Below are 26,388 nucleotides of genomic sequence, written 5' to 3' on the forward strand. Positions count from 1 at the left end.
AATGCGTAGATCAGTATTTTCAATTTTGTTGCTTGCCGCGACCACAAGCCCGGCCCTCTCTGAAGGAGCCAGATTTGATACGCCGCAAACCGCACTGGATGCTTTTGTTGATGCGTTGAAGGCTAATGATCAGAGCAAGCTGATCGAAATTTTCGGGCCTGAAGCCGAGGATCTGGTTGGAACGGGTGATCCGGCAGAAGATCAAGAAAGAAGGCAGGAAGTGCTTGGCATGTATGCCGAGGGGTATCGTTTCCGGCCTGAGGACGATGGCGTTGTACTTTTTCTGGGTGAAGACGGTTGGCCTTTTCCTATCCCAATTCTGCGTAAAGATGACGGTTGGCGCTTTGACCTGGAGGCTGGGATCGAGGAACTTTCAGCTCGTGAAATAGGCTTGAATGAGTTGGAAGTGATCGAATTGCTTGAGGCCTATGTTGACCTGCAGGCAGCTTTCCGACTTGTGGACCATAACGGGAATGGCGTTATGGAATTCGCTCAGACGATCATTTCCGATCCGGAAGAGCAGAACGGTCTCTTCTGGCCTGGAAAAGACAGCTTTGTCGGTGCAGCGCTTGCCCGCGCCGCAGCTTCGGGGTGGAGTGACGGTCAGGTTGACTATGAAGCTGAACCGTTTCTTGGCTATTACTACACAATCCTGCAAGAGCAGGGCCCCAACGCTCCAGGGGGTGCCTACCCCTATTTCGTCGGGGATCACTTTGTTGCAGGACATGCCTTGCTGGCAATACCGGCAGACTACGGAGAAACTGGTATTCATTCCTTTCTGGTAGGCGAAAACGGCATAGTCTACGAGGCAGATTTTGGCCCGGAGACACTCAGTATTGCATCTGAAATTTCTGCTTATGATCCAGACACGAATTGGTCACCGGTCGAGTAATATTTGGATTGAAAGTGTCGCTTAAGCTCTGCGCTTTGCTGAGGCCACTATTTGCGGTTCGTGTGACAAGCTTCAGTTCGATGGTAACGTGTACCCGAATAGGTTCAGCCTGGATCGCTCTTGCAACACCCATTGTGACTTCGAGCAAATTGCCCATCTTACGACTTGATCCATTCTTCTGCCTTCACACGTTTCGACTGAATGACTGAAAAGTCCCGCACTACCGACATTCAATTCAGAGTTTCCATTAACATCTCGGAAGCCCCGGTTCGATTTGGCCTCTCTGTTGCAGTTTTTTGTCCAAACGTGTATCGCGAAATGCAAAAGGTTGGGCTCGAGATCCCAAATCTCTATCGCTGTGCGCGTTCGTGAAAGATGAAACCAAGAAAGTTCAGCAACAACTGCGCCGCCAGAATCTGGGTGCTTTCGGTCGGGTCATAGGCAGGCGCGACTTCGACCAAATCAATGCCGACAACGTTTCCACGCTTGGCCAGTCCCTGCAGAATCTCCAGCACGTCATAATATAGAAACCCGCCGTGGCTCGGCGTGCCGGTGCCTGAGGCTATCGAAGGGCAAAACGCATCGATATCGATCGTCACATAATACCGCGCCCCTTCTGGAATGCGTGCTAACACGGCTTCGGTTCCCAGGTTACGTACCTGCCTTACCGACAAGATGTCCGAACCACGTGCACGGGCGTCCTCGTACCCCTCCTTCGCGGTTGAGGATACATTGCGAATACCAAGCTGCGTCATGCCCGAGACATAGTCTTTCTCAATCGCGCGCCGCATAGGGTTGCCGTGTCCGGCAGTGACCCCATGACGTTCATCCACGAAATCCAGGTGCGCGTCGATCTGAACCACATGGATCGGCCCATTCTGTGCACAATCCTGGGCAAAGGCGTTGATGCATGGGATGTTGATCGAATGATCGCCGCCAATGGTCACGGGCATAGCCTTCGCCTGCAGGATTTTACCTACGCCATAAGCGATATTTGCATGGCTCTCTTCGGTCTTGGTGTGGATAATATCTGCGTCACCAAGATCAACCATCCGCACCGAGCTATCCAAATAGGTCGCATCGTCCTCGTGGTCATAAGCGCCGGCATGACCAAAACTGAACAGGGTCGAGGCCTCGCGCACGGCCCGCGGACCAAACCGCGCGCCGGGCCGCCACTGGGTCCCGAAGTCGAACGGCGCCCCCAATATCGCAACATCTGCATCGATAACATTCCAATCCGCGACGTATGGAGATTTTGCGAAGGTAGAAATACCAACAAACGGTAGATTCAATCTGCCAGATTCATAGCCATGATCCTGCATGGGGTGTTTTCCTTTTTGTATTTCCCGGCAACAGTTATCGAAAAAATCCGATCCCCAGAGCTTTGTCGAGCATCATGTGCAGAGAAACGCACGATGTCGAGCCAACGAAACCTGCCAACATCCAAATTACGTTTTGGGGGTTCATAATAATAAGTCGCTACGAATGTCAGGTCGCGGCACGTAAGAAATAATTGGCTTCATAGTACCAACAACCGACCTCTTTAACTCGGGATGTTACGAACGCCTCACGCGGGTGTTTCGTGTATGTGAAGAGGTTTGCGGGCAGAATGGGCACGAACGAAACCGGAGGATGCGATGTCGATCACTCGCCGAGGATTTGCGGGACTTCTTAGCGCTGGGATGGTCTTGCCCACAACGCTATGGGCACAGGAAGACCCTGTATATGAGGCCGTGCGTTCAACCGTGTTTGGAGATAATGCGGAATTCGAAGCCGGTATGGAGTTTCTGACCGAGAGAGATAACCCCGATGTTGTCCCTGCGCTTTTGACTTCGATGCGGTTCAGCGGACGTCGCGTACGCGACATCGCCAAAGTCATGGAAGCTTTGACCGGGGAAAACCACGGCACGGATTGGTTCGAATGGATGCTATGGCAGGAACGGAACGCACAGATTGTTCCCCACCCGTCACTCGCGCCCTTCAAACGCGAAGTTCTGTTGGGAATTGATCAGAATTTTGACCTGTTTCTGCGACCTGAGTATCTGAAACGCGACAAAATGAAGATCCGACTGGAAGAGATTTCCTGGGGCGGCGTGGTCAAGGATGGCATCCCGTCACTGGATAATCCCCAACTGATTTCGGCAGCGCAGGCAGATTATCTGAAAGACGATGATTTGGTCTTTGGCGTTTCGATCAACGGAGACGAGCGCGCTTATCCTCTGCGGATCATGGGCTGGCATGAGATGTTCAATGATGTAATCGGTGACGTTCCGGTTGCGCTGGCTTACTGCACACTTTGTGGTTCGGGAATCTTGTTTGAAACGCAGGTCGCAGGGCGACGGAAACCCTTGATCTTTGGTTCATCCGGTTTCCTTTATCGTTCAAATAAGTTGATGTTCGATCGTGAAACGCATTCGCTCTGGAACCAGTATACCGGCAAACCTGTTGTAGGCCCGCTGGCAGAAAGTGGGATCGAGCTTAGGCAGCGCCCGGTGGTGATTACACGTTGGGATAGCTGGAAAGCTTCACATCCCAATACCCGGGTTCTGTCGCTGAACACTGGTTATCGACGCAACTATGGATCCGGTGTCGTGTATCGTGACTATTTTGCCTCGCCTGATCTGATGTTCCCTGCGCTGGTCGATCAATCCAAGCATCGACAAAAAGACTATGTGTTTGCCGTTCGCCAATTTGGCGCAGCGCGGGCCTGGCCTCTGGATGCGTTTAAGGGCAAACCGGTCATCAATGATGTAATCGGCGGGCGGAACCTGATGCTGATGGGCGATCCAGACAAACGCAGCGTGCGCGCGTACGAACGTGGTCCGCATCAGTTCCGTGCAACACCGAACGGCGGGTTGCTCGACGAAGCAGGGACCAAATGGACCGTCACCGAAGAGGCGCTGGTCTCCCCGAATGGTACGCAATTGCCGCGGGTAGCCGGGCATATTTCCTACTGGTTTGCCTGGGATAACTATCTGGGTGATGCAGCCAGCGTTTATGACGGCTGATCAAGAGTGTTCTTCGGCCGCTGTCGCGGCCAGTGCGCGGTTATATGCCTTGAGTGCGTCGACGTGATAGAGCGCTCCGACAGGATCCTCACACCCCTCTTCGTCGAATATGACAACCGGGATACAGGGGATGTCGTCGCGATCAAAATAGGGCATGGCAGCCTCGAGCGTGGCGCTGGCCTTGACGCAAAGCCCTTGTTCGATCAGCGCCTGCGCTTCTTCTTTCGTTATTGAGCGGGTGCCACCAAGCGGTCGCATCACGCTGCCCGCCCGCAGCATGGCCAGCAAATAGGCCTGAGGCCCGGCGGCCAAATGCACATTGCGACGTTCCAGCTGTGTCAGGAAGAACGACCGATCCACCAGACGCGAGGCCAGCGCTGTGGACATCGAGACCGAAACCATCACGGCGAGGCCGATCTGCCAATCTCCGGTCAATTCAAAGACGATAAGCGTTGTCGAGATCGGAGCACCCAAAACCGCCGCAGCAACGGCACCCATCCCGGCAAAGGCATAGAGCGTATGAGTTCCCGATACGTCGGGTAGCAGGCCGGTGGCGATCAGACCAAAAGCCAACCCGGTCAGCGCCCCAATCATCAGTGAAGGGGAAAAGACTCCCCCCCCCATGCGCCCACCCATGGTGATGGCAACTGCAACTGTTTTCACAACGGCCAGCACGATTGCCGCTGTTAGCACTATGTCACCTGTCAGGGCGCGTATTGTCGTTTCATAACCCACGCCGATGATATGGGGGAACCAGATCGCCAATAGACCCAGCATCGCACCAGACACTGCCGGGCGCAGCCAGCCTGGTAGCGATAATCGATTTTGGATGTGTGTGCCGATATCTTCAGCAAAAAAAATCGAGCGCATCAGCAGCAACGATACCAACCCACAGATCAGTCCGAGGATCAGAAAGGCAGGCAATTCGACATAAAACTGCAGCGAACCGGGCGTGTCCAATGTAAACTCGGTCACGTCGCCATATGCCAGACGGTTGATCACTGTACCTGCGACCGATGCGATAACGATTGGGGCAAAGGCATGCACGGCAAAATGGCGCAGCACAACTTCAAGCGCGAACAGCGCTCCTGCAATTGGGGCATTAAAGCTGGCTGAGACAGCGGCAGCCACAGCACAGCCTAAAAGATCACGCCCGGTGATTCCATCTGCGCGAATACGGTCGCTGACCCAGGTCGAAATAACCCCTGCCATATGCACGACCGGCCCCTCTCGGCCCGTCGAGCCACCCGAGCTTAGCGTGATCAACGAGGCAATGAATGATGCGATACCGGCCTTTTTCTCGACGCGCCCATCAGTTATGGCCGATCCCTCAATCACATCCGCGACTGAACGTACCCGTCCATCATCTGTAAATCGGTTTAATAGAACCCCGACAACCAATCCGCCTATGACGGGTGTGATGAATATCCAGAACCAGTGCAGTTTCTCAGCATGGCTATGAAGGAAAAGAATGTTGTCAGTGCTATAGAGATAGGCTTGCAGCGACGCGATGGACATGCGGAACCCCAGCGCCATGAAACCAGCAGCGATCCCGATGATCAGCGCGATAAACCAGAATTGTATCTGGCTGGGACCACGATGGAGCATCACGCGCCAAGCATCCTTCAGGGCCGACAGCGCCTGATTGAATTGATTACGCAGCACAGTGCGGGTGGACTGGGTCATTGGCCCTCATGGGGATCGCGTAAGAATGGTCGCTGACCTTTAGTAAGCGACGTGGAGCGCAGAGAAAAGTCGGTTCACGGTGGTTTGTTTACAGGCGTTGCGCGTTAAGCTTCAAGCAGGGCACGGGCTGCAGCGCGCGCCTCATCCGTAATTGTGTCACCCGCGACCATGCGCGCAATCTCATCAATGCGATCAGGATCGGACAATGGGGTCACGGTTGACAGGGTCTGATCCCCTGCCACCTGCTTCTGCACCCGCCAATGATGTGCTGCGCGGGCAGCGACCTGCGGCGAATGCGTCACCACCAGCACCTGCCCACCCCGTCCCAGCGACGACAGACGCCGCCCGACCGCATCAGCGGTGGCTCCGCCAACGCCCCGGTCGATCTCATCAAAGATCATTGTGCGGGCGCTATCCTCGCCGGTCAGGCAAACCTTGAGTGCCAGCAGAAAGCGGCTGAGTTCTCCGCCCGAAGCGATCTTGTTAAGTGGCCCTGAGGGCGCCCCGGGATTCGTGGCGACGGTAAAGGCTACTGCATCGATGCCCTCGGGACCGGGATCGCCAGGCGCAATCTCGGTCTGGAAAACCGCGCGTTCCATTTTCAACGGCGCAAGTTCCCCCATGACCGCTTTGTCGAGCGCTTTGGCTGCAGATTGCCTTAAAGAACTAAGAGCTTCAGCTGCCTTGTCATAATTCGCTTCTGCGACGGCAACGGCAGCGCGCTTATCGCTAATATCTGCATCGCCGGCGTCTAATCGGTTTAGACGGTCGCGCAGCGTATCAGCGAAGGGAGCCAATTCATCTGGTGCCACATCGTGTTTTCGGGCCAGTGCGCGGATCGCAAAGAGACGCTCTTCGATCTGCTCCAGCTCCGAGGGGTTAAACTCAAGCGCTTGCAGGCAGGAATTCACACCATCCTGCGCCTCACCCAATTCGATTAGGGCACGGCCAAGCGCAGCGATGGGTTCTTCTAACTGCCCCTCCGCATGGTCCGAGACACCTTCCAGCCAGCGCACTGCGTCGGCCAAGGCGCCTTCGGCCCCATCTCCGCCCATCAACGCAAAAGCGCGGGCTACGTCATCGCGGATGCGCTCGGCCCCCTGCATCATACGGCGGCGAGCGTCGAGGTCGGCATCTTCACCCGGCTGCGGATCTAGCTTGTCCAACTCAGCCACGGAATGACGCAAGAACTCTTCCTCCGCGCGCATGGAGGTCAGCGCAGCTTCGGTCTGAGCCAACACTTTTCGAGCAGTAGACATTTGACCCCATGCGGAGCGAACAGCAGCTAGTTTGTCCTCTGCCTCTGCATACGCATCCAGCATTCCGCGATGGCCACGCGGATTCAGCAAGCCCCGGTCATCATGTTGGCCATGCAACTCGATCAGGGTTTCTGACAAAGCCCGCAACACCTCACCCGTGCAACGACGATCGTTGACCCAAGCAGTCTTACGTCCCTCAGCCGTATTGACCCGACGCAGGATCAATTCCTCGCCCCCAGGCAAACCGGCGTCTGCCAACACGGCATGGGCAGGATGGCCTTCAGGTAACTCGAACTCAGCGACAACCTCGCCTTGTTCAGCGCCTTGACGGACCAGTTCAGCCCGCCCGCGCCAACCCAACACAAAACCCAAAGAGTCCAGAAGGATCGACTTACCTGCCCCGGTTTCACCGGTCAAAGCGTTCAAGCCCGGCTGGAACGTCAGCTCCAACCGGTCGATGATCAGCATGTCGCGGATATCAAGGGCGCGCAGCATCGGGTCTTAGCGTCCCACGCCTTTAGCCATCGCGTTTACAACCACTCACCTTTGATGGTCTGGCGATAGATCGTGCTGAGCCAGTTATTGCCTCGGCTCTTCAGATCCAGCCCGCGTGAGGTCAACAGTGTGTAACCTGCATCGTACCATTCAGAGGATTGATAGTTGTAACCCAGAATTGCGCCGGCGGATTGCGCCTCATCTACCAGACCCAGTGCCAAGTAAGCCTCGATCAGACGATACAGCGCCTCAGCCGTGTGCGAGGTGGTTTGGAAGTCTTCAACCACAACACGGAATCGGTTGATGGCCGCAGTAAAGTGGTCCTGACGCAGGTAATAGCGCCCGATCTCCATTTCTTTTCCGGCCAAATGGTCAAAGGCCAAATCAAATTTGAGAACCGCTGAGGTGGCATATTCGCTATCAGGGTAGACTTCGATCACCGTACGTAGGGCCTGCAGCGCTTGAAAGGTCAGGCCCTGATCGCGACCAACTTCGTCGATCTGATCATAGTAGCTGAGCGCCAGAAGATATTGCGCATACGCCGCATCTTCGTCGGTTGGATAAAAATCGATGTATCTCTGCGCAGCGGCGCGGCTTTCTTCGTAGTTTTGATCCGAATGAAAGGAAAACGCCTGCATGATCAGCGCTCGCTTGGCCCAGTCGGAATAGGGATAAAGCCGCTCGACCTCAGAGAAATACCACGCCGCGTCGTCAGAACGGTTCTGAGACAGCTCATATTCACCACGGGTATAAATCTGTTCTGGTGTGAAACTTTCGAGGTTCTGGTTGCGGTCAGCGCCCTTTTTTCTGAAAAGGCCTCCGTCCCCGCACGCCGTCAAAGATGCTGCCAGAAGAATCGCCGCTGCGAATCTGACTGCCGCTTTGGTGCCAACCATTCCGCCCATCCTTGTCGTTAACTTAGCGGGATTTATCCCTGATCGGACCTCGGTCTAGCACATAAAATTCCAGTGCAAAACGCCTTATCCACCCTATTGACGCAAATGTCGCCAGAGTTGACCAGGTCACGCGACTTGTGGAATTTCACCCCGCACCAGACCCTGACCCGGCAAGCGTGCGGCTTGTTCAGGCGTACATAGGATCGGGCGCACCGCACCAGGTGTCTCGAACAGCTTGCGCAGCAGCGTGTTGGTCATAGCATGACCCGACTTTTCACCGGTAAAGCGACCCAGGATCGGACCGCCTGCCAGATAAAGATCACCCAAGGCATCCAGCATCTTGTGACGCACGGCCTCATCATCGTGGCGGAAACCACCAGGAGTCAGAACTTCATCACCTTGCACAACGACCGCGTTTTCCAGCGTTCCACCCAACGCCAGACCGTTCTCGCGCATCGCCTCAACATCCGTACGGCGGCAGAATGTGCGGCTGTCGCACAACTCTCTCGCAAAGGATCCGTTGCGCATATCCAGAACTTTGGTCTGACTGCCAATAGCGTGATCTTCAAAATCAATGTGGAATTCGATCTCAAGCCCGTCGGCAGGAACGATCGACGCGCTTGCGCCCTCGCGCGAAACGGTGATCGGTTTGAGAACTTCGTAGGCCAGCACGGGGCTCGCCTGACGACGCACACCTTTAGCCATGATACCGCGAACGAACTCGATAGACGAGCCATCCATGATCGGAACCTCGGGGCCGTCAATCTCGATCAGAGCGTTGTGTATGCCGCACCCGGCGAGTGCCGCCATGATGTGCTCAACCGTCGAAACCGAAACATCCGCTTCGTTCACGAGACGGGTGCAAAGCGGCGTACGTTCAACGACATCGTAGATCGCGGGAATCATCGCATTGCCCAGCTCGATATCAATCCGTTTGAACCAGATTCCATGACCTGCTGCCGCAGGCTTCAGAACCATCGTCGCAGGCTTGCCGCTATGCAGCCCAGTGCCCGTAAACGTGACTGAAGATTTGAGCGTATGTTGCAATGTGAGCCTCGGTGAATTGTGTCCAGCCTGCCGGGGGCTGTGTTGCACCCTCAACTAAGGAAGGGGGCGTCAAGGCTCAACTCACTCTTTGCAACCGAATGAAACATGATTGTGACACATCGGCAAATCCCTGCTTACATGGGTTTAATGCCTTGTGTTTCAATGGGAAAGGGCCGCACGTTTGCGACCCTTTCAAACGATTTTGTTACCGCGATCAGTTCGCTTGACGCCGCAGGAAGGCCGGAATTTCGATGCGCTCCTGGTCTGGATCAACCTCATCCTGCGCAGGTGCCGTAGCGTCAACCGACCGCATTGCAGGCTGTTGGCGCACCGGTTGCGCAGGCGTATCGGCCGCATGACCAGTCATACGATCGATCAGTCGGTTAAATCCAAAACGCGGACGATCCTCGGCTGCCTGCTGCGGCTGTGGGGCAGGTTCACGAGGGGCTTCAGCCGTTGGACGTAGCCGGTTATGCGGTACCTTCTGTACGGCTGCCTGCAATCGCTGCATCGCTTCTGGCGACGGAGTGCCGGGGGTCGGAGCACGCTGATCGACGTAAGCCTCGGGGGTTTCTTCCACTTCTGGCTGCGGCTCGAATTGTGCCACTTGTGGCTGATAGGCAGGCGGAGGCAGCCCGTCATCATCCTGTTCAGCCGCGGGTTGTTCGTCTTGCCAGCCCTCGTTGAACTCAACATCTTCGATGGATTCAAACAGCGTCGGAGCAATGTTGTCCTCTTCTGCTGCCGAGGCGCTGGCAACCGGCTCCTGCGGCTGCTCTTCTGCTGAAACCGTGCGGGTCAGCGGAGCCGACATCGAGCGGCGTGCGACTGGCACGTCGTCGGTTTTTTCGCTGGCATCGATACCCGTCGCAACAACAGACACGCGCATGCCACCTTCCATCTCGGTATCGAGGGTCGAACCGACGATGATGTTGGCCTCGGGATCCACTTCCTCGCGGATGCGGTTGGCCGCCTCGTCCAATTCGAACAGGGTCAGGTCGTGCGAACCAGTGATGTTGATCAGCACGCCCTTCGCGCCCTTGAGGCTAATTTCGTCCAGCAGCGGGTTGGCAATCGCCTTCTCAGCAGCCTGAATGGCGCGGTCTTCACCAGTGGCTTCACCCGTACCCATCATCGCCTTGCCCATCTCATCCATCACAGCGCGGACGTCGGCAAAGTCGAGGTTGATCAGACCCGGACGCACCATCAGGTCGGTCACGCCCTTGACGCCCTGGTAAAGCACATCATCCGCCATCGAGAACGCTTCAGTGAACGTGGTCTTTTCATTGGCCAGACGGAACAGGTTTTGGTTCGGGATGATGATCAGTGTGTCGACAACTTGCTGCAATGCGTCAACGCCGTCTTCGGCCTGACGCATCCGCTTGGCCCCTTCGAACTGGAAGGGTTTGGTTACAACACCAACGGTCAGAACACCGAGTTCCCGCGCAGCCTGTGCTATGATCGGGGCCGCACCTGTGCCGGTGCCGCCGCCCATACCGGCAGTGATAAAGCACATATGTGCCCCTGCCAGATGGTCAACGATCTGTTCGATGCTTTCTTCGGCAGCCGCGGCTCCCACGGTCGGGCGTGCCCCCGCACCCAGCCCTTCTGTGACTTTGACACCCAGTTGCACCCGCGCTGATGAGCGGCTTTGCTGCAACGCCTGCGCGTCTGTATTGGCGACGACAAATTCAACGCCGTCCAACTGCTTTTCAATCATATTGTCGACAGCATTGCCCCCAGCGCCGCCAACGCCAAATACGGTAATCCGAGGCTTGAGTTCGTCGTGCCCGGGCATCGAAAGATTTAATGTCATGCTCTGTCCGCCTGTTTTATATGTTGCCGCAAAATGCGGTTTATTCTGACCTATCCACAATTGATTTTACTGTGTCATTTCGGAAACGTCACCAGAAAAATCGCCAGATTCCACAAAATATGGAGGAAGTAAGGCAATAAACTGCCGCATTTCGCTGCAACCGCGATATGTTGCGGCGAATGGCTCATGTACCACTACGTACGGAAAACCACACCCGCCCTACGGGGGTGCGAAACTCGTTGATCATTCAATATGGTCGCGGAAAACTGCTCAACGTCCTGCCGCTAGACCTCTTTCGGGCCTTGTGGATATCTTGCGGGATTCTGGCGCGGGCTGCAACCGATTTCTTTAGCCTACAGGAGTACTTGGGCAGTTTAGACTGTCATCTGTAACACTTCGGACTTCTTGCGTTTCGCTCCCGATGAAACGCGCGAGACGCACCATCAGCCGGTCATCTTGCAAGAAGGGCCACCAGCAGACTGGTACGCCATCGGGTGTGTCATCATAGAGAAAGCATATCTGGCCGTTTGGCGTGGTGATCTGGCCGTAAACGCATCCCCGCCCCTCCATCCGCCAGACAGAGAGAGTCGGGCTCAGAAACTCTTCGGTTCCGACCAGCATGCCGCTGCGGATTTCGTGAAAGGTGATCGTTTTACCAACAACAGCGTTCAGAAACGCTTCAGGCGTGATCAGTGTCTGGGCCTTTGCGACGGTGGGTAAGAACGCCGCGCAAAGTGCTACCAGGCGCAGTTGTTTACCAATTGTCACGGAACCAACGCACGGCGCGTTTGAACGGGCGAGCAGCGTAGGTGTCAACCGGGATTTCAAAGTCCCACCATTCGTCCTGTGGATGCGCAGCAAACAGGCTAAGCCCCACCGCCGAGGAAAAACCCGGCCCCGTGGCCGATTGCGGCAAACCATGGACGCGCAGCGGGCGACCCAAGCGAACACGCTGGCCCAGAATACGACTGGCCAAACCGTCGAGTCCCATGATCTGGCTGCCACCGCCAGTCAGAACGATTTGCTGGCTGGGCAGGTGATCAAATCCTGCTGCATCCAAGCGGGTGCGGACTTCTTCGAGGATTTCTTCGACGCGTGGTCGCATAATGCCGATTAATTCGGCACGGCTGACGGTGCGACGGTCATGCTCCCAATCACCGGTATCGCCGCCAATATCGATCAGGTCACGATCATCAGCCCCGGTGGCATGGACGCCGCCGTTAAAGGTCTTGATCCGTTCGGCCACTGCTGCGGGCACTCCAAGACCCATGGAGATATCGCTGGTCACGTGATCGCCGCCCATGCGCACGCAATCGGCATAGATCATATGTTTTTTCATGAAGATTGAGATGCTGGTCGTACCGCCGCCCATGTCGATACAGGCTGAACCCAGCTCTTGTTCGTCCTCGACCAATGCGGAAATGCCCGAAACGTAGGCTGAGTTCGCAATCCCTGCCAGTTCCAGATCGCAGCGCTTGATACAGCGGACGATGTTCTGGATCGCAACCGCATCGACGGTCAGCATGTGCATATCCACTGCAAGGCTTTGACCTAACTGTCCACGCGGGTCGATCAGACCCGAACGGTTGTCCAGTGCGAAATTCACCGGCTGGGCATGCAACACTTCGCGTCCTTCGCCATAATCCGGCACATCACAGGCGTTCAGCACGCGCCCCACTTCGGCCTCGGTGACCAGCTGGCCTTCCAGATCGACCTGTGCGTCCAGACCGTATGAGCGCGGATTGGCCCCTGAGAAGGACGCGATGACGTGATCAACACGGATATCGGCCATTTTCTGCGCCGCCTGCAGGGCGGTGCGGATGGCGCGCTCGGTCTCCTGCATCGCGGTAACTTCGCCGAACTGCACCCCGCGCGAGCGAGTGGTCGCGGCACCAATCACCCGAAACCCGGTCTGACCCGCCATGGAGCCAATCGAATTGTCCTCGGACAACCGCCCCGTCCCGTCGAAGCGCAGGACGAGGCAGGCGATTTTGGAGCTGCCCACATCCAAAATGGCGACAACACCGCGTTGCATTGCCTGCCGGCGCATCTGCCGCATGGCCCGTTGGGACTGATAAAGATCGGTCATCATGGTCGTTACTGCCCGTTACTCACATCTACTTTTGTGTTCCACCAGTCTGCGCTGGCTGTTTTGTTCATTCGGATGGTTGGTCGCTGGCCAAGGCGCATATCAACCGCAGCCACGTCGCGTTCCAAAAGGTCCTGTACCTCGTTTACGGCCAGTACGCGTTCCAGTGCACGAGCGGGTCGCTCGGTTGGCAACATGATGCGCTGGTTGCGATCCAAAACCAGATCCCAGCGGCGTTCACCAACACGCACGAGCCCCCGGACCCGCTCGCCCAAACTGCGAGCGGTTGTCAGAATCTGCAGCGCTTCGGGCACATGCTTGTCCGCGCCTTTCCCGGCAATCAAAGGCAAGTTTGCGTGATCAGCACGTGCCGCAATCATATCCACGTGGGCACCAGTTTCATCCAATAGCTCGATCCCGTCACGCGTACGCCAGACGATGACCGGCTGACGTTCAACTACATCCACCTGTAAGATTCCGCCGGGGCGAATGCGTACGGTTGCCGATTTCACCGGATCAAGCCCAGTGATGGTGTCGCGTATCATCTCGACATCCAGGTCCCAAGAGCTGAGCGGGAAATCGAGTGGCACAACCTCGCGGATATCTTCCGATAGCGCGGTCCCCGCGCCGTCGATGGCCATCAGGTTGACCATGAATTCCGGAAGTTCCTGAATCGAGGTCTTGATGCCGGCGACATAGGCGCTGACGGCCTCGCGGCGTTCTTCAGCGGCAAAGAAGCCTCCGACCAATCCGACGACCGCCAGAACCGGTAGACCAATCTTCACCCCGCGCCGGATGCCGGGGGTGAGCATCCAGCGCTGAAAACGGTAGCTGAGGCGCGAAGGCGCAGGATCAGACAAGCGTCCGCGACCAAAGAATCGGGTGCCTCGCAAGCGCAGTTTAGGTTCAACTTCGGATTCCGACTTTGGAGCAGCACCAAAATCCGCATCTGGCCCCGCCAGCGGTTTGGTCCGGTGGATCACTGGCGTGCGGGTGGGGGTCAGCGGTCGCATGAGGCGTCCTCCACCATCCAGGCGCAAAGCTCGCCGAATGTTATGCCCAGATGCGTGGCTTGTTCGGGCACCAGCGAGGTTGGCGTCATGCCGGGCTGCGTGTTGGTTTCCAGCAGGAACAGACCATCCGCACCCATGCTGTCATCCCAGCGGTAATCGGTACGGGATACGCCGCGACAACCCAGTGCATTATGGGCTTTCAGCGCGTAGTCCATGCAGCGGTCAAAGATATCCTGCGGGATGTCGGCGGGCAGCACGTGCCACGAGCCGCCGGGTTTGTACTTGGCGTCATAGTCGTACCAGCCACCATCGGTCATGATTTCGGTTACCGTAAGGGCGCGGTCGCCCATCACCGTCACGGTCAGTTCACGACCTGCAACGTATTTCTCAACCATCACCTGATCGGGCATCGCCGCGTCCAGTTGCGGCGGGCCGTTGGCATTTTCGTGCACGATATAAATCCCGACGCTAGAACCTTCGTTGTTGGGCTTGGCCACATAGGGTGGTTCCATCACGTGGACTTCGACCACTTCGACCTTGGGCACGATCACGCTGGGTACGACAGGCAGACCCTCGGCCTGATAAACCTCTTTACTGCGCTGTTTGTCCATCGCCAAAGCCGAGGCCAGCACGCCGGAATGCGTGTAGGGAATGCGCATCCATTCCAGTAGACCCTGCACACAGCCATCCTCGCCCCAGCGGCCATGCAGGGCGTTGAAAACCACATCTGGCTTGATCTCCAGAAGGCGCGCGTAGAGGTCGGGACCCGCGTCCAGTTCGACCACTTCAAAGCCTTCTCCCACAAGGGCGGCTGCGCATTCGCGCCCAGAGCTGAGAGACACCTCGCGTTCCGCCGAGGGGCCGCCCATCAATACCGCCACTTTGGGGTTTGTCCTGCTCGACATACCCAATGTGCGCCTCAATGTCCCCGGACCTTATGTAGTGGTCCGTATTGCGTTTATGCCTTTGATCCGTCGCCTGAATTTGCCTGTTTTGGTCTGACGGTTGGGGCTATATTATTTCAGCGGATCACCGACCCGCATGATTTCCCACTCTAGCGTGATGCCGCTTGTTTCGTAAACCTTTTTTCTGACCTCTTCGCCCAGTCCCTCGAGGTCAGCGGCAGTCGCGTCACCGGTATTGATCAGGAAATTCGAGTGCTTGGGGCTCATTTGCGCGCCGCCTTTGGTAGCGCCGCGCATGCCCGCGTTGTCGATCACCTTCCACGCCTTGAGGTCGTGCACATCATCTTCGCGCCCGGTCGAAGAAAACCCAGCCGGGTTGCGGAAGGTCGAACCAGCGCTTCTGTCCTTGGTTGGCTGCGTTTCGTCGCGCTTCTTAAGCTGCGCTTCCATGCGGGCGTGCAGCCCGGCCGGATTGCCCGAGGGGGCTTGGAAGGTGGCTGAAACCAGCACCGCACCTTCGGGCAGATCAGATTGACGGTAGCGGAATTTGAGGTCATCGGGGCTGAGTTCGACAAGTTCGCCCTGCCGTGTGACGATTGTGGCTTTTTGCAGCACATCCGCCGTGTAGCTGCCATAGCAACCCGCGTTCATGCGCACCGCCCCACCGATAGAACCGGGGATCGTGCGCAGAAATGTCAGGTCAACGCCTGCATCCGCTGCCTTGCGCGCCACATGCGCATCCAGCGCCGCCGCGCCTGCTGTAACAGTATTTCCGTCGACTGAGATACCGTTGAACCCGCGCCCTAAACGGATCACCACGGCCCGCAGGCCGCCATCCCGTACAATTAGGTTTGATCCGACACCCATGGGAAAAACCGGAACGTCTGCGGGCAGGTCGCGCAAAAAGGCCTGCAGGTCTTCGGTATCGGCAGGCTGAAACAAATAATCAGCGGGCCCACCAACGCGAAGCCAAGTCAAATCATTGAGCGCACGCGCCTCGGTCAGGCGACCTCGGACCACGGGTAGATCGGTCATGCATTTGTCCTAGCTGACAGGCTGCGTCCGCCAACGCCCCCCATGATGGCGGCAAACAGGAACGGTAGGACACCACCTGTGAGCCAAACAAATGGGCCAAATGCCAGTTCCTCTTCGCCTGTTTCGACACCAGCCAACATCACGATCAGCACCAACGCCACAGCCGAGGTCAAACCGATCAGCCAAAGCACCGCTTTGATACTGATCCAGTGTCCGGCAACAAAACCAGATACGGCGCCGAAGATGAGAGAGATCAATGGCAGATAAGCAAAGGTGGCAATGTCGACCATGGGGGCCTCCTGATATGGTCGGTTACTTGTTGACCGCCTTCATGCCCTGCAATTTCGCCTTTGTCCAACGGGTCAGGTATATCACCGGCCAGCGCAAGATCGACATACCCGCAGCCAGCACCATAAGCCCGATCCAGGGACCGCTTTCATAGGTGACATAACCAAGAATTGGAATTCCTACGGCGATCAAGAAATATGCCCGTTTCCAGTGATTGTCTTTGCTTGGAAGCATTGCCAATATATTGGCAACAACGCCCCAAAGACCGGCAAGCGCAAGCGACCAATTCACTCTGATACCTCTTTATCCGTCCATTTACGCCAGTAATAGCGGATCGGATTACGAAACATCGAAGCAAAGGCGGCGAAAGCCAATGCCCCAATGAACCATCCATAATCATGTCCAAGCCAAAAAATCAGTACGGGTGCGCTAACCAGCAGCACAACGCCCGGTGGAAATTGCAGACGCATCGGTAGCATTGCGACGATGGTTGAGGCAAAAACCCAGGCGCAGGCGATGATGAGCGAAAGCGACACGAGCCTAACTCGCCTTCGCAATCAATTGGTCAGGCAATCCATTGGCCCAGGCGCTGATGGTCCCGGCACCGAGGCATACAACCATATCCCCCGGTCGGGCCTGTTCACGGACGAGCCGCACTAGGTCACTTTCATCCAGAATGGCCCGCGCATGGCGGTGGCCATGACGGATCAGCCCTTCGACCAGTGCGTCACGGTCGGCCCCTTCGATCGGGTCTTCGCCCGCAGCAAAGACCTCGGCGATGGCGACCACATCGGCATCGTTGAAGCAGGTGCAAAAATCATCAAACAGATCAGACAATCGCGAATAGCGGTGCGGCTGGTGGACGGCGATGACGCGGCCCTCGGTAGCTTGGCGCGCAGCCTTGAGGACAGCTGCGATTTCAACAGGGTGGTGGCCATAATCGTCGATGATGGTGACGCCGTTGATTTCTCCGACCTTGGTGAAGCGGCGGTTAACGCCACCGAAATTGGCCAGCGCGTCGCGAATTTCCGAAGCTTTCATCCCCAGATGACGGGCAACAGCCACTGCGGACAGAGCATTCGATACGTTATGATCGCCGGGCATCGGCAGGGTGCAGCCTTCGATCACCTTGTCTTCGTAGCGCAAATGGATGTCGAAATGGGCAACGCCACCTTTATAGGTCAGGTTCTCGGCCCGCACATCGGCCTGTGCGTTGAAGCCATAGGTGCGCACGCGACGGTCCGAGATGCGACCGACCAGAGCCTGCACCTCGGCATGATCGGTGCAGCAGACAGCAAGGCCATAAAATGGCAGGTTCGAGACGAATTCGTAAAACCCGTCGCGCAGTTGGTCGAAATCGCCCCAGTGCTCCATATGCTCAGGGTCGATATTGGTGACGATGGCGATGGTTGCAGGCAGGCGATTGAACGAGCCATCGCTCTCATCCGCCTCAACCACCATCCATTCACCCTGCCCCATCCGTGCATTCGAGCCATAGGCGTGGATGATGCCGCCATTGATGACGGTGGGATCGAAATCGCCCGCGACCATCAGTTCCGCCATCATCGTGGTCGTGGTGGTTTTTCCGTGGGTTCCGGCGATGGCGATGTTCGAACGCAGGCGCATCAGCTCGGCCAGCATATCGGCGCGACGGACGACGGGCAGGCCCTGCGCGCGTGCCTCGTCCAGTTCCGGGTTCCCCGGTTTGATCGCGGTCGAGACCACGACCACGGCGGCGTTCTGCAGGTTCTCGGCACGCTGGCCTTCGAAAATCTCAGCGCCGAGCCCAGCCAGTCGGTCAGTAATCTTCGAGGTTTTCAGATCCGAACCCTGCACCCGGTAGCCAAGGTTCAAAAGCACCTCGGCGATGCCCGACATCCCGATCCCGCCGATGCCCACGAAGTGGATCGGCCCAACGTCCTGCGGCAGTTTGGTTGCTGGATTCATGAGGTCTCCTTCTGCGCCAGTTGCTCGACAAGGGCAACCAGACGCTCGGTCGCGTCCGGGGCCCCGACCGATAGCGCGGCATGGGCCATTTGCTGTGCGGCTTCGGGGTTGGTGAGAACCGTGGTCATCTGCTCTGTCAGCGCGGGAACGTCAAGGGCGTTTTCGGGGATCATGATCGCCCCACCCGCCTGAACCAACCCGCGCGCATTGGCGGTTTGGTGGTCACCAGCGGCGGCAGCAAGCGGGATCAATATCGACGGACGGCCAATCACCGAGATGTCGGCGATGCTGGAGGCACCCGAGCGGCTGACAACCAGCTGCGCATCAGACATGCGACGCGGCACATCGTCAAAAAATGGCTGCACATCGGCGCGGATGCCGTGATCGGAGTAAAAGGCTTTGACCCGCTCGCTATCCTCGTCGCGGGCTTGATGCGAGACGCGGATATGGTCGCGTACGGCTTCGGGCAACGCCGCAATCGCACCGGGGACCACATCGCTGAGAATACGCGCGCCTTGCGAGCCGCCCATTACAAGCACCGACATCGGGTAATCTCCGGGCGGAATAAAGGGCGCTCCTTCGCGTTCCAGTACTGCGCCGCGCACCGGGTTGCCGGTGTGGATACCGTTGGCCCCGTCCGGCAGATCGGTGGGCCAGACACCGCAGGCCACCTGTGCGACCCGAGTTGCAAACACTTTATTCACGCGACCCAGAACGCCGTTCTGTTCATGGATCATACGCGGGATTTTCAACAGCGTTGCCGCGCCCAGCGCCGGGATCGACGGATAGCCTCCAAATCCCACCACAACGTCCGGCTTGTCGCGCATCATCTGCGCCGCCATACCGGTCACACCAGCAGCAATCTTGGGCCCGACCAGCACTTTGGCGGCCAGACCGCCGCGGGCAAAGGTTGCCGAGGATGCCTCGACAATTTCAACACCTTCGGGGAACGCACCGGTATAGCGCGCGCCTCGCGGATCGGTGGACAAGCGCACACGCCAGCCTTTGGCCAGCATCGCTTCTGCCAATGCCTGCGCAGGGAACATGTGTCCTCCGGTGCCACCTGCTGCGATCAGAAGATACGGCATCATCCTCGCCCGCGCAAAATATCACCCAACTCGCCTTGCGGGCGGGTTCGGGTGAAGGCCAGCAACATGCCGACCGCGATGCCGCCTGCGATCAGTGACGAGCCGCCATAGCTGACGAAAGGCAACGTCATGCCTTTTGCAGGCAACAGACGTACAGCAACGCCCATGTTGATCATCGCCTGTACACCGAACATGCAGGCCAGCCCGGTGCCCGCCAGGCGAATGAACATGTCGCGTTCGCGCATCAGTCGCAGCAGCGAACGCACGACGATCAACGAATAGAGTGCGATGATGATCAGAACGAGGATCAGACCATACTCCTCTGCCGCCACCGCGATGATGAAATCAGTATGCGCGTCAGGCAGCGACCATTTCACCTGTCCCTCGCCCACGCCAACGCCGAACAATCCACCCTCGCGGATTGCGTTCGTCGCGTAACCAAGCTGAGTGGTCGGGTCGAGTTCCTGATTTAGAAAACCGTCGATACGGCGCGCAAAGTGCTCTGAGTTGGAATAGGCGAACATTCCGCCCAAAACCACGGCCCCCGCCATGCCAACCAACAGCAACATCGGAGCGCCCGCCACGAAATACATTACCCCCCAACCAAAGAGGATCAGGCAGGCCTGTCCAAAATCGGGTTGCATCACCAGCATCGCAACAATGGCCATACACAGCGCGAATGACCATAACCGCCCCGGAGGGCCATTGATTTCCTGCGAAGCAGCCAACAGCCACGCTGCCACGACGACAAATCCGGGCTTGAGAAATTCTGATGGTTGCAGCGAGGCAAAGCCCAGCGAATACCAGCGCACTGCGCCTTTGCCAAAATCCGTGCCGAAGATCGGCAGAAATGCCAGCGCCACGAACGAGACAAGAAAGCCCAAGATCGCCAGACGCCGCACCAGCGTGGGTGACATCATCGAGGTCAGAAGCATCGCAACCAGCGCGAGCCCTCCAAACAGCGCCTGCCGCTCGACATAGTGGAAGGGATCAAATCCGTTGCGCCCCGCGAGCGGCGGCGAAGAAGCCAGCCCAAGCAGAAGCCCTATGACAAACAGGATCAAAACGCAGGACATCGTCCAGCGGTCAATCGTCCGCCACCACTTCGGTAGAATCGGTTCTCCGCGCTGGTCCTGGACCGCGCCATACACCATCTCAGTCATGAGATACCGCCACTATCTGCCTCGTCAACGTCCCGTTTTCGGGATCTGTTCGGGAGTCTACAGTGATTTTTGTTTTCAGACCAGAGAAATGACGGAATAGATTTTCAAAACACTTTTCCCGACATGACGACATCATTGTCAAAGCCAGCACCGCACGCTGGGACCATCTGTCAGGACAACAACGGCTTGTCGTTTTTCACGTGACGCTGGATCAGAGATTGCATCTTCCGACCCTGTTGCGGCACGAGGCGTGCCACCTGAGGCTCGTAGTCTTTGGCGACAATTTCGGGAAACAACTCGGTGATTTCCGCCAGGGCGTCTTTCCCAACGCTTTTTAGTGCTTCGGGCCCGGTTAACAGGCTTTCCGATGGTGCGCCTTCTGCGAAGACCACCTCGTGCCTGTCAAAAAGGATGTGAACATATGTTACGCTCTGCGCCTCCTCATCCACCGAAACACCCGGCAGCCCCAAAAGTTTGATCGCTGGAACCAGGATCTCGTGACTGGAAAACATGCGTTCAGCAATGGATGAGCGCAGCAGCATCCGATGTTGCGGAGAAACGCGTAATGTGCGTTCGGGCAGACCTTCGCCCAACGCACCCTTGGCAATTCTGACGGGGCGCAACTTGGGTTTTATATTCAGGTCAATACTGTCCAAGGTGCGCCTTCCGATCCAACGGATGGCCTGAGGTCCATTATCGAGTGTCAGAACAAAATCACCTGCTTCGAGGGTTTCAACCGGTCTCGGGCCAGACGGGGTATCGATCTTAGTCCCCAAAGTGAAACATGGTACAACGGTATCTACATCAATGCTGGGTCCATTATCGACGATCGCCGTGATCGTCAGCGTCGTATTTAACGGCGGAATAGACCCACCGATAAATGCCATGAAATATCCGTCTTCGCTGTCAACTCCGATCGAGTCACCATCGCCGTTGATATCATAGTCAAACAGGCCGATCTGGTAGGTGTTGGTGCCATCTGTCACCGTAACCGTAAAATCCCAGAATATGATCTCACCGTTGTAAGTCTGCGTCGGATCGTTCGAGACTTCGTTGGAAATGCTGTCACCGCTGTAAATCGTACCGTCGGCACCATCTTCGACGGTGATTTGATCATATGCAAAAATCTGGAAAGTTGATCCCACGACGGTTGTTGAAGCGCCTGCGTCGGACAACGTGGTGTTGCTGCGAAACGCACCATAGATATTCGTCGGCATCGGGCGTAACTCCACAACATTTCAAAACACACGCACATATCCAGTATATGTGCCATTTTTTGCTAGAGCCTGGTTTACGACCGGTCAAGCTGAGCTCACGGGATATTTCACCCCTGTGGCGCGTGCGCACTGCTCCAATACTGGACCATGAGGCTTGTAGAACAAGTTCAATCCGCCTCACTTCAACGCGCGTGGTCCGGTGGCCCTTGCCATCTGGTGGATAACAGGCCAATGGCCATACATGAATTACGATACAATCATCCTTGGTGCCGGGGCGGCTGGCATGATGTGCGCGACCCATTGCGGCGGACGCGCGCTGGTGATCGATCACGCAAAAGCGCCCGGCGAAAAGATTCGTATATCCGGCGGCGGGCGGTGCAATTTCACCAATTTGCATGCGGGGCCAGGAAATTTCCTGTCGCAGAACCCCCATTTTAGCAAATCGGCTTTGGCGCGGTATACACAATGGGATTTCATCGATCTGGTAGAACGTCACCACATTGCCTGGCATGAGAAGACTCTGGGGCAGTTGTTTTGTGACGGTTCGTCAAAACAGATTATCCAAATGTTGCTGGACGAAATGGCGCGTGCGGGGGCCGAGCTGTGGGTACAGACTATCCTCCACTCGCTGCGCAAGACCGAGAGCGGGTTTTCGCTGGAGGTCGAGCGAGAAGGCAATCGCCTTTCCCTGACATGCCGCAATCTGGTTTTGGCCACGGGCGGCAAGTCGATCCCCAAGATGGGTGCAACAGGGTTGGCCTACGACATTGCGCGCCAATTCGGGCTAAAGGTGACCGAAACCCGGGCAGCGCTGGTGCCATTCACCTTTTCAGATGGACGGTTCAAAGACCTATCCGGTGTCTCGCTGCCCGTGCGGCTGTCAAATCAACGCATCAGTTTCGATGAGGCCCTGCTGTTCACCCATCGCGGGCTGAGCGGCCCTTCTGTACTGCAACTATCTTCGTATTGGCGCGAGGGCGAGGTCATTCGGGTGAATCTGATCCCGGATCTAGGGCTGTTCGAGTTGTTGCGGGAACAGCGGCAGGCGGGTGGACGCAAGGCGCTGACCACAGAGCTTGCACGCCATTTACCTTCGCGTCTGGTGGACTACCTCAAGCACCATTTCCAGATGCAAGGCAATCTGGCGGATCAATCCGATGCTGCGCTGACCGATCTAGTCGCGGCTCTGTCGGACTGGCACCTCACCCCTGCTGGCACTGAAGGTTATCGCACGGCCGAGGTAACGCTGGGTGGAATCGATACTCAAGGGTTGTCGTCCAAAACGATGGAGGCCAGGGAAGTCCCCGGCCTCTATGTTATTGGTGAAGCGGTGGATGTCACCGGTTGGCTGGGTGGTTATAACTTCCAATGGGCGTGGTCTTCGGGCCACGCTGCAGGAAGTGCCATCGCAGGCCGTTAACCAACGACGTTATAGCCTCGTCCGCGCATGCAATTGCGCACCAGCACTTCCTTGTTCTGGTTCTTGTTGATCACGTCCGCGCCTGCCCCAACCAGAGCGCCGGCAACGGCTGCGCGACCCAGATTGTCGCTGCTGTCCTGAACGATGCCCGTTACGGCAGCTGCGCCTACCGCGCCGATGGCCGCATTGCCAGCAGTGGACCCATCAACGCTGGCCTGTGAGGCCGCCAGTTGCTGGCATTGCTGCAGATCAACATTGTAGTTCGGGCCTACAGGGCCATCGATCACAGGCTGATAGTTGGCACCGGTATTGGTGCATGCCCCCGCCACAAGCAGAGCGGGAACGATCAATAGAAACTTACGGTTTGGCATTTTCATAACCTCGTGTTGAATTTCCTGAAGGCAAAAACCAATGCAGATTGCGCGTCAAGCAGATAGGCGCTCAGCTTCGCCGAACCGGCAAACAATTGCAAACGCCTTGCTTTCAGAGGCGTTTTTTCACCTCGGCGGTGAAGTCATCACCGCGCTGTTCGAAATTGTCATATTGGTCGAAACTGGCCGCTGCAGGGGCCAACAAGACCACCTCGCCCGGCTGCGCGTCTGCCATGGCCTGTTCAACAGCGGCAGCCATAGTGGTGCAAACCTGAGCATCCGCAGTTAGCTGCATGGCAAAACCCGCAGCTTCGCGTCCAATGACATAGGCCTTGATCACGTGACCTTCGGCCCCGTTCAGCGCCTCAAGCCCACCCTCTTTCTCAAGCCCGCCACAGATCCAGCGAACCTTTTTGAAGGCGCTCAGCGCTTTCAAGGCGCTGTCCACATTGGTGGCCTTAGAGTCGTTCACGAAGGTCACCCCATCCACTTCGGCAATAATTTGACTGCGATGCGGCAGACCAGGAAAACTATGCAGCGCGTCTTCGATCACGCGGGGGGCCAAGCCCAGAGAACGGCAGGCAGCATAGGCAGCACAAGCGTTCTGGTGGTTATGCGCGCCTGGCAAACCCTTGATGTCGCGCAGATCAATTGATCCCGTCTGACGTCCCTTGCGGTATTCAGACAAGTATCCCTTGCGTGCAAAAACCTGCCAGCCCGGTCCAGTCAGTTTACGCGCAACCGAAATGCGGATCACCCGATCATCAGACGGCCCCTCGGCCAGCTGACCAGCCAAAAACGCGCCTTCAGCCTCATCGATCCCGATCACGGCGCGATCCGGCCCGCCTTCGGCAAAGAGGCGGCGTTTGGCTGCGAAATAGCCACCCTTACCTCCATGCCGGTCAAGATGATCAGGTGAGAGATTGGTGAAAACCGCCACATCTGGCGTCAGGGCGCGGGCCAGTTCAGTTTGATAACTGGACAGCTCTAACACCACCACCGAGCCATCACCGCCCGGATCGATATCCAGAACACCGCGTCCAATATTGCCCGCCAACTGCGAGTCGCGCCCGGCCTCGGTCAGGATATGGTGGATCAGGGCTGCAGTGGTTGATTTGCCGTTCGATCCCGTCACTGCAATGACACGCGGCGGGGTGTCATAGTTGTGCCATTCAGGCCCGGCGAAGGAGCGAAAGAACAAACCAATATCATTGTCTACCGGGACGCCAGCATCCGTTGCAGCAGCCACCACCGGATTGGGCGTGGGATAAAGATGCGGTATACCAGGTGAAACAATCAGGGTAGCAATATTTTCGAACGCTCCATGTCGGCGCAGATCAGAGCAGACCAGCCCCTCTCCTTCAGCCGCCTCACGCGCGGCCGGATTGTCATCCCAGCACACCGGTTGGGCGCCGCCCGCCTGCAATGCACGAGCCGTGGCCAAACCAGACCGCCCTAGCCCCAGAACCGCAACTTTTTTCCCTGAAAACCCTTTGACCGGGATCATCTGCTGTCCACCTTCATCGCATAGAAATTTGCGCCACACTGCACCGAAGGATTTCCCAAAGGCAAGGGGGCGCTCAGGCTCGCGCGGCAGCGCGAGCCGGGCCCAACGGGTGGCAGGCGGGCCACAGGCCCTCCGAACCCGGCGGGAGTCCTACCGCACTTTCAACGTCGCCAGACCAATCATCGCCAGGATCAGCGAGATGATCCAGAAGCGGATCACAATCGTCGGCTCAGCCCAGCCCTTTTTCTCATAGTGATGATGGATTGGGGCCATCAGGAATACACGTTTACCAGTGCGCTTGTAGTAAAGCACTTGAATGATCACGCTCAGCGCTTCGACCACGAATAGGCCACCCACAATGGCCAACACCAGTTCGTGCTTGGTTGCAACAGCGATTGCGCCAAGTGCACCGCCCAGAGCCAACGATCCTGTATCCCCCATGAACACTGCTGCCGGAGGGGCGTTGTACCATAAGAAGCCAAGCCCCGCTCCAAAAAGCGCTGAGGTGAATATGAAGATTTCTCCGGTGCCGGGCACATAATGCACGTCAAGGTATTCGGTGAAGTCGACCCGCCCCACCGCATAGGCAATCACGCCCAGCGTCGAGGCGGCGATCATCGCGGGCATGATGGCCAACCCGTCCAATCCATCAGTCAGATTTACCGCATTGGCAGCCCCGACGATCACAATGACCGCGAATGGGATATAAAATAGACCCAGATTGATCAGCGTATCCTTGAACACCGGCATAGCCAGTTGATTTTGCAAATCGGCAGGATGGTGCAATCCAGCCCAAAAAGACGCCAAAACCGCAATCAGAACTCCCAAAGCCAAACGCATCTTGCTCGAAACGCCTTTGGTATTCTGTTTTGATACTTTGGCGTAGTCGTCAGCGAATCCAATGGCCGCATAAGACAGTGTTACGAAAAGAACCATCCACACATAGGGATTGTCCCAACGCGCCCAGACCAGCGTTGAAGTTACCAGTGCGCCAACAATCAAAAGGCCACCCATAGTAGGGGTTCCGGCTTTGGACAGGTGCGCTTCGGGGCCATCATCCCGGATTGGCTGGCCCTTGCCCTGCTTGCGACGCAGTACGTTAATCAGAGGTTTTCCGAAGATAAATCCAAAGATCAGTGCCGTCAGAAAGGCTCCACCTGCCCGGAACGTAATGTAGCGGAAGAGGTTCCAGAAATCCCCTCCGTCCGACAGGGCGGTCAACCAATAGAGCATACCAAAACCTTTC

At 57.0% G+C, this 26,388-nt stretch carries 24 protein-coding genes; 3 read left to right on the forward strand and 21 right to left on the reverse strand.

Annotation, left to right across the window (positions count from 1 at the left end; translation table 11 throughout):
• Position 1 precedes the first annotated feature (1 nt).
• Entirely contained in the window at positions 2–892 is an 891-nt protein-coding gene (locus ACR0MQ_RS12810) for a DUF2950 family protein (RefSeq protein WP_170775261.1), read from the forward strand.
• 350 nt (positions 893–1,242) lie between these two features.
• Here the strand turns inward: ACR0MQ_RS12810 and speB are convergent, their stop codons facing one another.
• Complete coding sequence (gene speB / locus ACR0MQ_RS12815) at positions 1,243–2,214, reverse strand: agmatinase (protein WP_480608591.1); 972 nt, start codon at positions 2,212–2,214, stop codon at positions 1,243–1,245.
• Between the two features lie 315 nt (positions 2,215–2,529).
• Here speB and ACR0MQ_RS12820 point away from each other — a divergent pair, with 315 nt between their 5' ends.
• Positions 2,530–3,900: a DUF3179 domain-containing protein gene (locus ACR0MQ_RS12820; RefSeq protein ID WP_010442572.1), complete on the forward strand. Its 1,371-nt coding sequence runs from the start codon at positions 2,530–2,532 to the stop codon at positions 3,898–3,900.
• Here ACR0MQ_RS12820 and ACR0MQ_RS12825 read toward each other — a convergent pair whose 3' ends face one another.
• The 17 genes from ACR0MQ_RS12825 to ACR0MQ_RS12905 form a co-directional block, all read right to left on the reverse strand.
• A complete protein-coding gene (locus ACR0MQ_RS12825) occupies positions 3,901–5,586 on the reverse strand; it encodes a chloride channel protein (RefSeq protein ID WP_480608593.1) in 1,686 nt (561 codons plus the stop codon).
• 104 nt (positions 5,587–5,690) lie between these two features.
• Positions 5,691–7,340 (reverse strand): DNA repair protein RecN, encoded by a 1,650-nt coding sequence (gene recN, locus ACR0MQ_RS12830; protein WP_480608595.1) that lies wholly within the window; start codon positions 7,338–7,340, stop codon positions 5,691–5,693.
• A gap of 35 nt (positions 7,341–7,375) precedes the next feature.
• Positions 7,376–8,236, reverse strand: a complete 861-nt coding sequence (locus ACR0MQ_RS12835; protein WP_170476932.1) for an outer membrane protein assembly factor BamD — start codon at positions 8,234–8,236, stop codon at positions 7,376–7,378.
• Positions 8,237–8,362: 126 nt separating this feature from the next.
• The gene (gene lpxC, locus ACR0MQ_RS12840) at positions 8,363–9,283 is read right to left on the reverse strand and encodes a UDP-3-O-acyl-N-acetylglucosamine deacetylase (RefSeq protein ID WP_170775271.1); all 921 of its coding nucleotides are present in this window, start codon (positions 9,281–9,283) and stop codon (positions 8,363–8,365) included.
• Between the two features lie 214 nt (positions 9,284–9,497).
• Positions 9,498–11,099 carry a cell division protein FtsZ gene (gene ftsZ / locus ACR0MQ_RS12845; protein WP_170776839.1) on the reverse strand — a complete coding sequence of 534 codons (1,602 nt, stop codon included), beginning with the start codon at positions 11,097–11,099 and terminating at the stop codon, positions 9,498–9,500.
• Between the two features lie 348 nt (positions 11,100–11,447).
• Positions 11,448–11,867 carry a hypothetical protein gene (locus ACR0MQ_RS12850; RefSeq protein ID WP_480608598.1) on the reverse strand — a complete coding sequence of 140 codons (420 nt, stop codon included), beginning with the start codon at positions 11,865–11,867 and terminating at the stop codon, positions 11,448–11,450.
• Positions 11,854–13,188: a cell division protein FtsA gene (ftsA, locus tag ACR0MQ_RS12855; RefSeq protein WP_480608704.1), complete on the reverse strand. Its 1,335-nt coding sequence runs from the start codon at positions 13,186–13,188 to the stop codon at positions 11,854–11,856. The genes ACR0MQ_RS12850 and ftsA overlap by 14 nt, the downstream gene beginning before the upstream one ends.
• Positions 13,189–13,196: 8 nt before the next feature.
• Positions 13,197–14,201 (reverse strand): cell division protein FtsQ/DivIB, encoded by a 1,005-nt coding sequence (locus tag ACR0MQ_RS12860; RefSeq protein ID WP_480608600.1) that lies wholly within the window; start codon positions 14,199–14,201, stop codon positions 13,197–13,199.
• A complete protein-coding gene (locus tag ACR0MQ_RS12865; protein ID WP_480608603.1) occupies positions 14,189–15,106 on the reverse strand; it encodes a D-alanine--D-alanine ligase in 918 nt (305 codons plus the stop codon). The genes ACR0MQ_RS12860 and ACR0MQ_RS12865 overlap by 13 nt, the downstream gene beginning before the upstream one ends.
• 111 nt (positions 15,107–15,217) lie before the next feature.
• A complete protein-coding gene (murB, locus tag ACR0MQ_RS12870) occupies positions 15,218–16,141 on the reverse strand; it encodes a UDP-N-acetylmuramate dehydrogenase (protein WP_170775281.1) in 924 nt (307 codons plus the stop codon).
• A complete protein-coding gene (locus tag ACR0MQ_RS12875; protein WP_480608605.1) occupies positions 16,138–16,431 on the reverse strand; it encodes a hypothetical protein in 294 nt (97 codons plus the stop codon). The genes murB and ACR0MQ_RS12875 overlap by 4 nt, the downstream gene beginning before the upstream one ends.
• A gap of 22 nt (positions 16,432–16,453) precedes the next feature.
• The gene (locus ACR0MQ_RS12880; RefSeq protein ID WP_480608607.1) at positions 16,454–16,720 is read right to left on the reverse strand and encodes a DUF2484 family protein; all 267 of its coding nucleotides are present in this window, start codon (positions 16,718–16,720) and stop codon (positions 16,454–16,456) included.
• A complete protein-coding gene (locus tag ACR0MQ_RS12885; RefSeq protein WP_170775287.1) occupies positions 16,717–16,965 on the reverse strand; it encodes a DUF2484 family protein in 249 nt (82 codons plus the stop codon). The genes ACR0MQ_RS12880 and ACR0MQ_RS12885 overlap by 4 nt, the downstream gene beginning before the upstream one ends.
• A gap of 4 nt (positions 16,966–16,969) precedes the next feature.
• Complete coding sequence (murC, locus tag ACR0MQ_RS12890) at positions 16,970–18,376, reverse strand: UDP-N-acetylmuramate--L-alanine ligase (RefSeq protein WP_480608609.1); 1,407 nt, start codon at positions 18,374–18,376, stop codon at positions 16,970–16,972.
• Positions 18,373–19,464, reverse strand: coding sequence for a UDP-N-acetylglucosamine--N-acetylmuramyl-(pentapeptide) pyrophosphoryl-undecaprenol N-acetylglucosamine transferase (locus tag ACR0MQ_RS12895; protein ID WP_480608611.1), 1,092 nt, complete (start codon positions 19,462–19,464; stop codon positions 18,373–18,375). Before ACR0MQ_RS12895 ends, murC begins: the two co-directional genes overlap by 4 nt.
• A complete protein-coding gene (gene ftsW / locus ACR0MQ_RS12900) occupies positions 19,464–20,627 on the reverse strand; it encodes a putative lipid II flippase FtsW (RefSeq protein ID WP_170476957.1) in 1,164 nt (387 codons plus the stop codon). The genes ACR0MQ_RS12895 and ftsW overlap by 1 nt, the downstream gene beginning before the upstream one ends.
• 170 nt (positions 20,628–20,797) lie before the next feature.
• Complete coding sequence (locus ACR0MQ_RS12905; protein WP_170775293.1) at positions 20,798–21,844, reverse strand: Hint domain-containing protein; 1,047 nt, start codon at positions 21,842–21,844, stop codon at positions 20,798–20,800.
• A 241-nt stretch (positions 21,845–22,085) separates the two neighbouring features.
• Here ACR0MQ_RS12905 and ACR0MQ_RS12910 point away from each other — a divergent pair, with 241 nt between their 5' ends.
• Positions 22,086–23,264, forward strand: coding sequence for a BaiN/RdsA family NAD(P)/FAD-dependent oxidoreductase (locus ACR0MQ_RS12910; protein WP_480608613.1), 1,179 nt, complete (start codon positions 22,086–22,088; stop codon positions 23,262–23,264).
• Here the strand turns inward: ACR0MQ_RS12910 and ACR0MQ_RS12915 are convergent.
• The 3 genes from ACR0MQ_RS12915 to mraY all read right to left on the reverse strand — a co-directional run bounded on the left by ACR0MQ_RS12915 (position 23,261) and on the right by mraY (position 26,375).
• Positions 23,261–23,635, reverse strand: coding sequence for a glycine zipper family protein (locus ACR0MQ_RS12915; RefSeq protein WP_259462652.1), 375 nt, complete (start codon positions 23,633–23,635; stop codon positions 23,261–23,263). The genes ACR0MQ_RS12910 and ACR0MQ_RS12915 overlap by 4 nt on opposite strands.
• Before the next feature lie 112 nt (positions 23,636–23,747).
• Positions 23,748–25,142: a UDP-N-acetylmuramoyl-L-alanine--D-glutamate ligase gene (gene murD, locus ACR0MQ_RS12920; RefSeq protein ID WP_170781875.1), complete on the reverse strand. Its 1,395-nt coding sequence runs from the start codon at positions 25,140–25,142 to the stop codon at positions 23,748–23,750.
• A 150-nt stretch (positions 25,143–25,292) separates the two neighbouring features.
• Positions 25,293–26,375 (reverse strand): phospho-N-acetylmuramoyl-pentapeptide-transferase, encoded by a 1,083-nt coding sequence (gene mraY, locus ACR0MQ_RS12925; RefSeq protein WP_170781876.1) that lies wholly within the window; start codon positions 26,373–26,375, stop codon positions 25,293–25,295.
• Positions 26,376–26,388 lie beyond the last annotated feature (13 nt).

The organism is Ruegeria sp. AN6 (assembly GCF_056540425.1).

Coding starts and splice junctions, on each gene's coding strand:
- ACR0MQ_RS12810 (WP_170775261.1), top strand. CDS start 2: ATGCGTAGATCAGTATTTTCAATTTTGTTGCTTGCCGCGACCACAAGC.
- speB (WP_480608591.1), bottom strand. CDS start 2,214: ATGCAGGATCATGGCTATGAATCTGGCAGATTGAATCTACCGTTTGTT.
- ACR0MQ_RS12820 (WP_010442572.1), top strand. CDS start 2,530: ATGTCGATCACTCGCCGAGGATTTGCGGGACTTCTTAGCGCTGGGATG.
- ACR0MQ_RS12825 (WP_480608593.1), bottom strand. CDS start 5,586: ATGACCCAGTCCACCCGCACTGTGCTGCGTAATCAATTCAATCAGGCG.
- recN (WP_480608595.1), bottom strand. CDS start 7,340: ATGCTGCGCGCCCTTGATATCCGCGACATGCTGATCATCGACCGGTTG.
- ACR0MQ_RS12835 (WP_170476932.1), bottom strand. CDS start 8,236: ATGGTTGGCACCAAAGCGGCAGTCAGATTCGCAGCGGCGATTCTTCTG.
- ftsZ (WP_170776839.1), bottom strand. CDS start 11,099: ATGACATTAAATCTTTCGATGCCCGGGCACGACGAACTCAAGCCTCGG.
- ftsA (WP_480608704.1), bottom strand. CDS start 13,188: ATGACCGATCTTTATCAGTCCCAACGGGCCATGCGGCAGATGCGCCGG.
- ACR0MQ_RS12860 (WP_480608600.1), bottom strand. CDS start 14,201: ATGCGACCGCTGACCCCCACCCGCACGCCAGTGATCCACCGGACCAAA.
- ACR0MQ_RS12865 (WP_480608603.1), bottom strand. CDS start 15,106: ATGTCGAGCAGGACAAACCCCAAAGTGGCGGTATTGATGGGCGGCCCC.
- murB (WP_170775281.1), bottom strand. CDS start 16,141: ATGACCGATCTACCCGTGGTCCGAGGTCGCCTGACCGAGGCGCGTGCG.
- ACR0MQ_RS12875 (WP_480608605.1), bottom strand. CDS start 16,431: ATGGTCGACATTGCCACCTTTGCTTATCTGCCATTGATCTCTCTCATC.
- murC (WP_480608609.1), bottom strand. CDS start 18,376: ATGAATCCAGCAACCAAACTGCCGCAGGACGTTGGGCCGATCCACTTC.
- ACR0MQ_RS12895 (WP_480608611.1), bottom strand. CDS start 19,464: ATGCCGTATCTTCTGATCGCAGCAGGTGGCACCGGAGGACACATGTTC.
- ftsW (WP_170476957.1), bottom strand. CDS start 20,627: ATGACTGAGATGGTGTATGGCGCGGTCCAGGACCAGCGCGGAGAACCG.
- ACR0MQ_RS12905 (WP_170775293.1), bottom strand. CDS start 21,844: ATGCCGACGAATATCTATGGTGCGTTTCGCAGCAACACCACGTTGTCC.
- ACR0MQ_RS12910 (WP_480608613.1), top strand. CDS start 22,086: ATGAATTACGATACAATCATCCTTGGTGCCGGGGCGGCTGGCATGATG.
- ACR0MQ_RS12915 (WP_259462652.1), bottom strand. CDS start 23,635: ATGCCAAACCGTAAGTTTCTATTGATCGTTCCCGCTCTGCTTGTGGCG.
- murD (WP_170781875.1), bottom strand. CDS start 25,142: ATGATCCCGGTCAAAGGGTTTTCAGGGAAAAAAGTTGCGGTTCTGGGG.
- mraY (WP_170781876.1), bottom strand. CDS start 26,375: ATGCTCTATTGGTTGACCGCCCTGTCGGACGGAGGGGATTTCTGGAAC.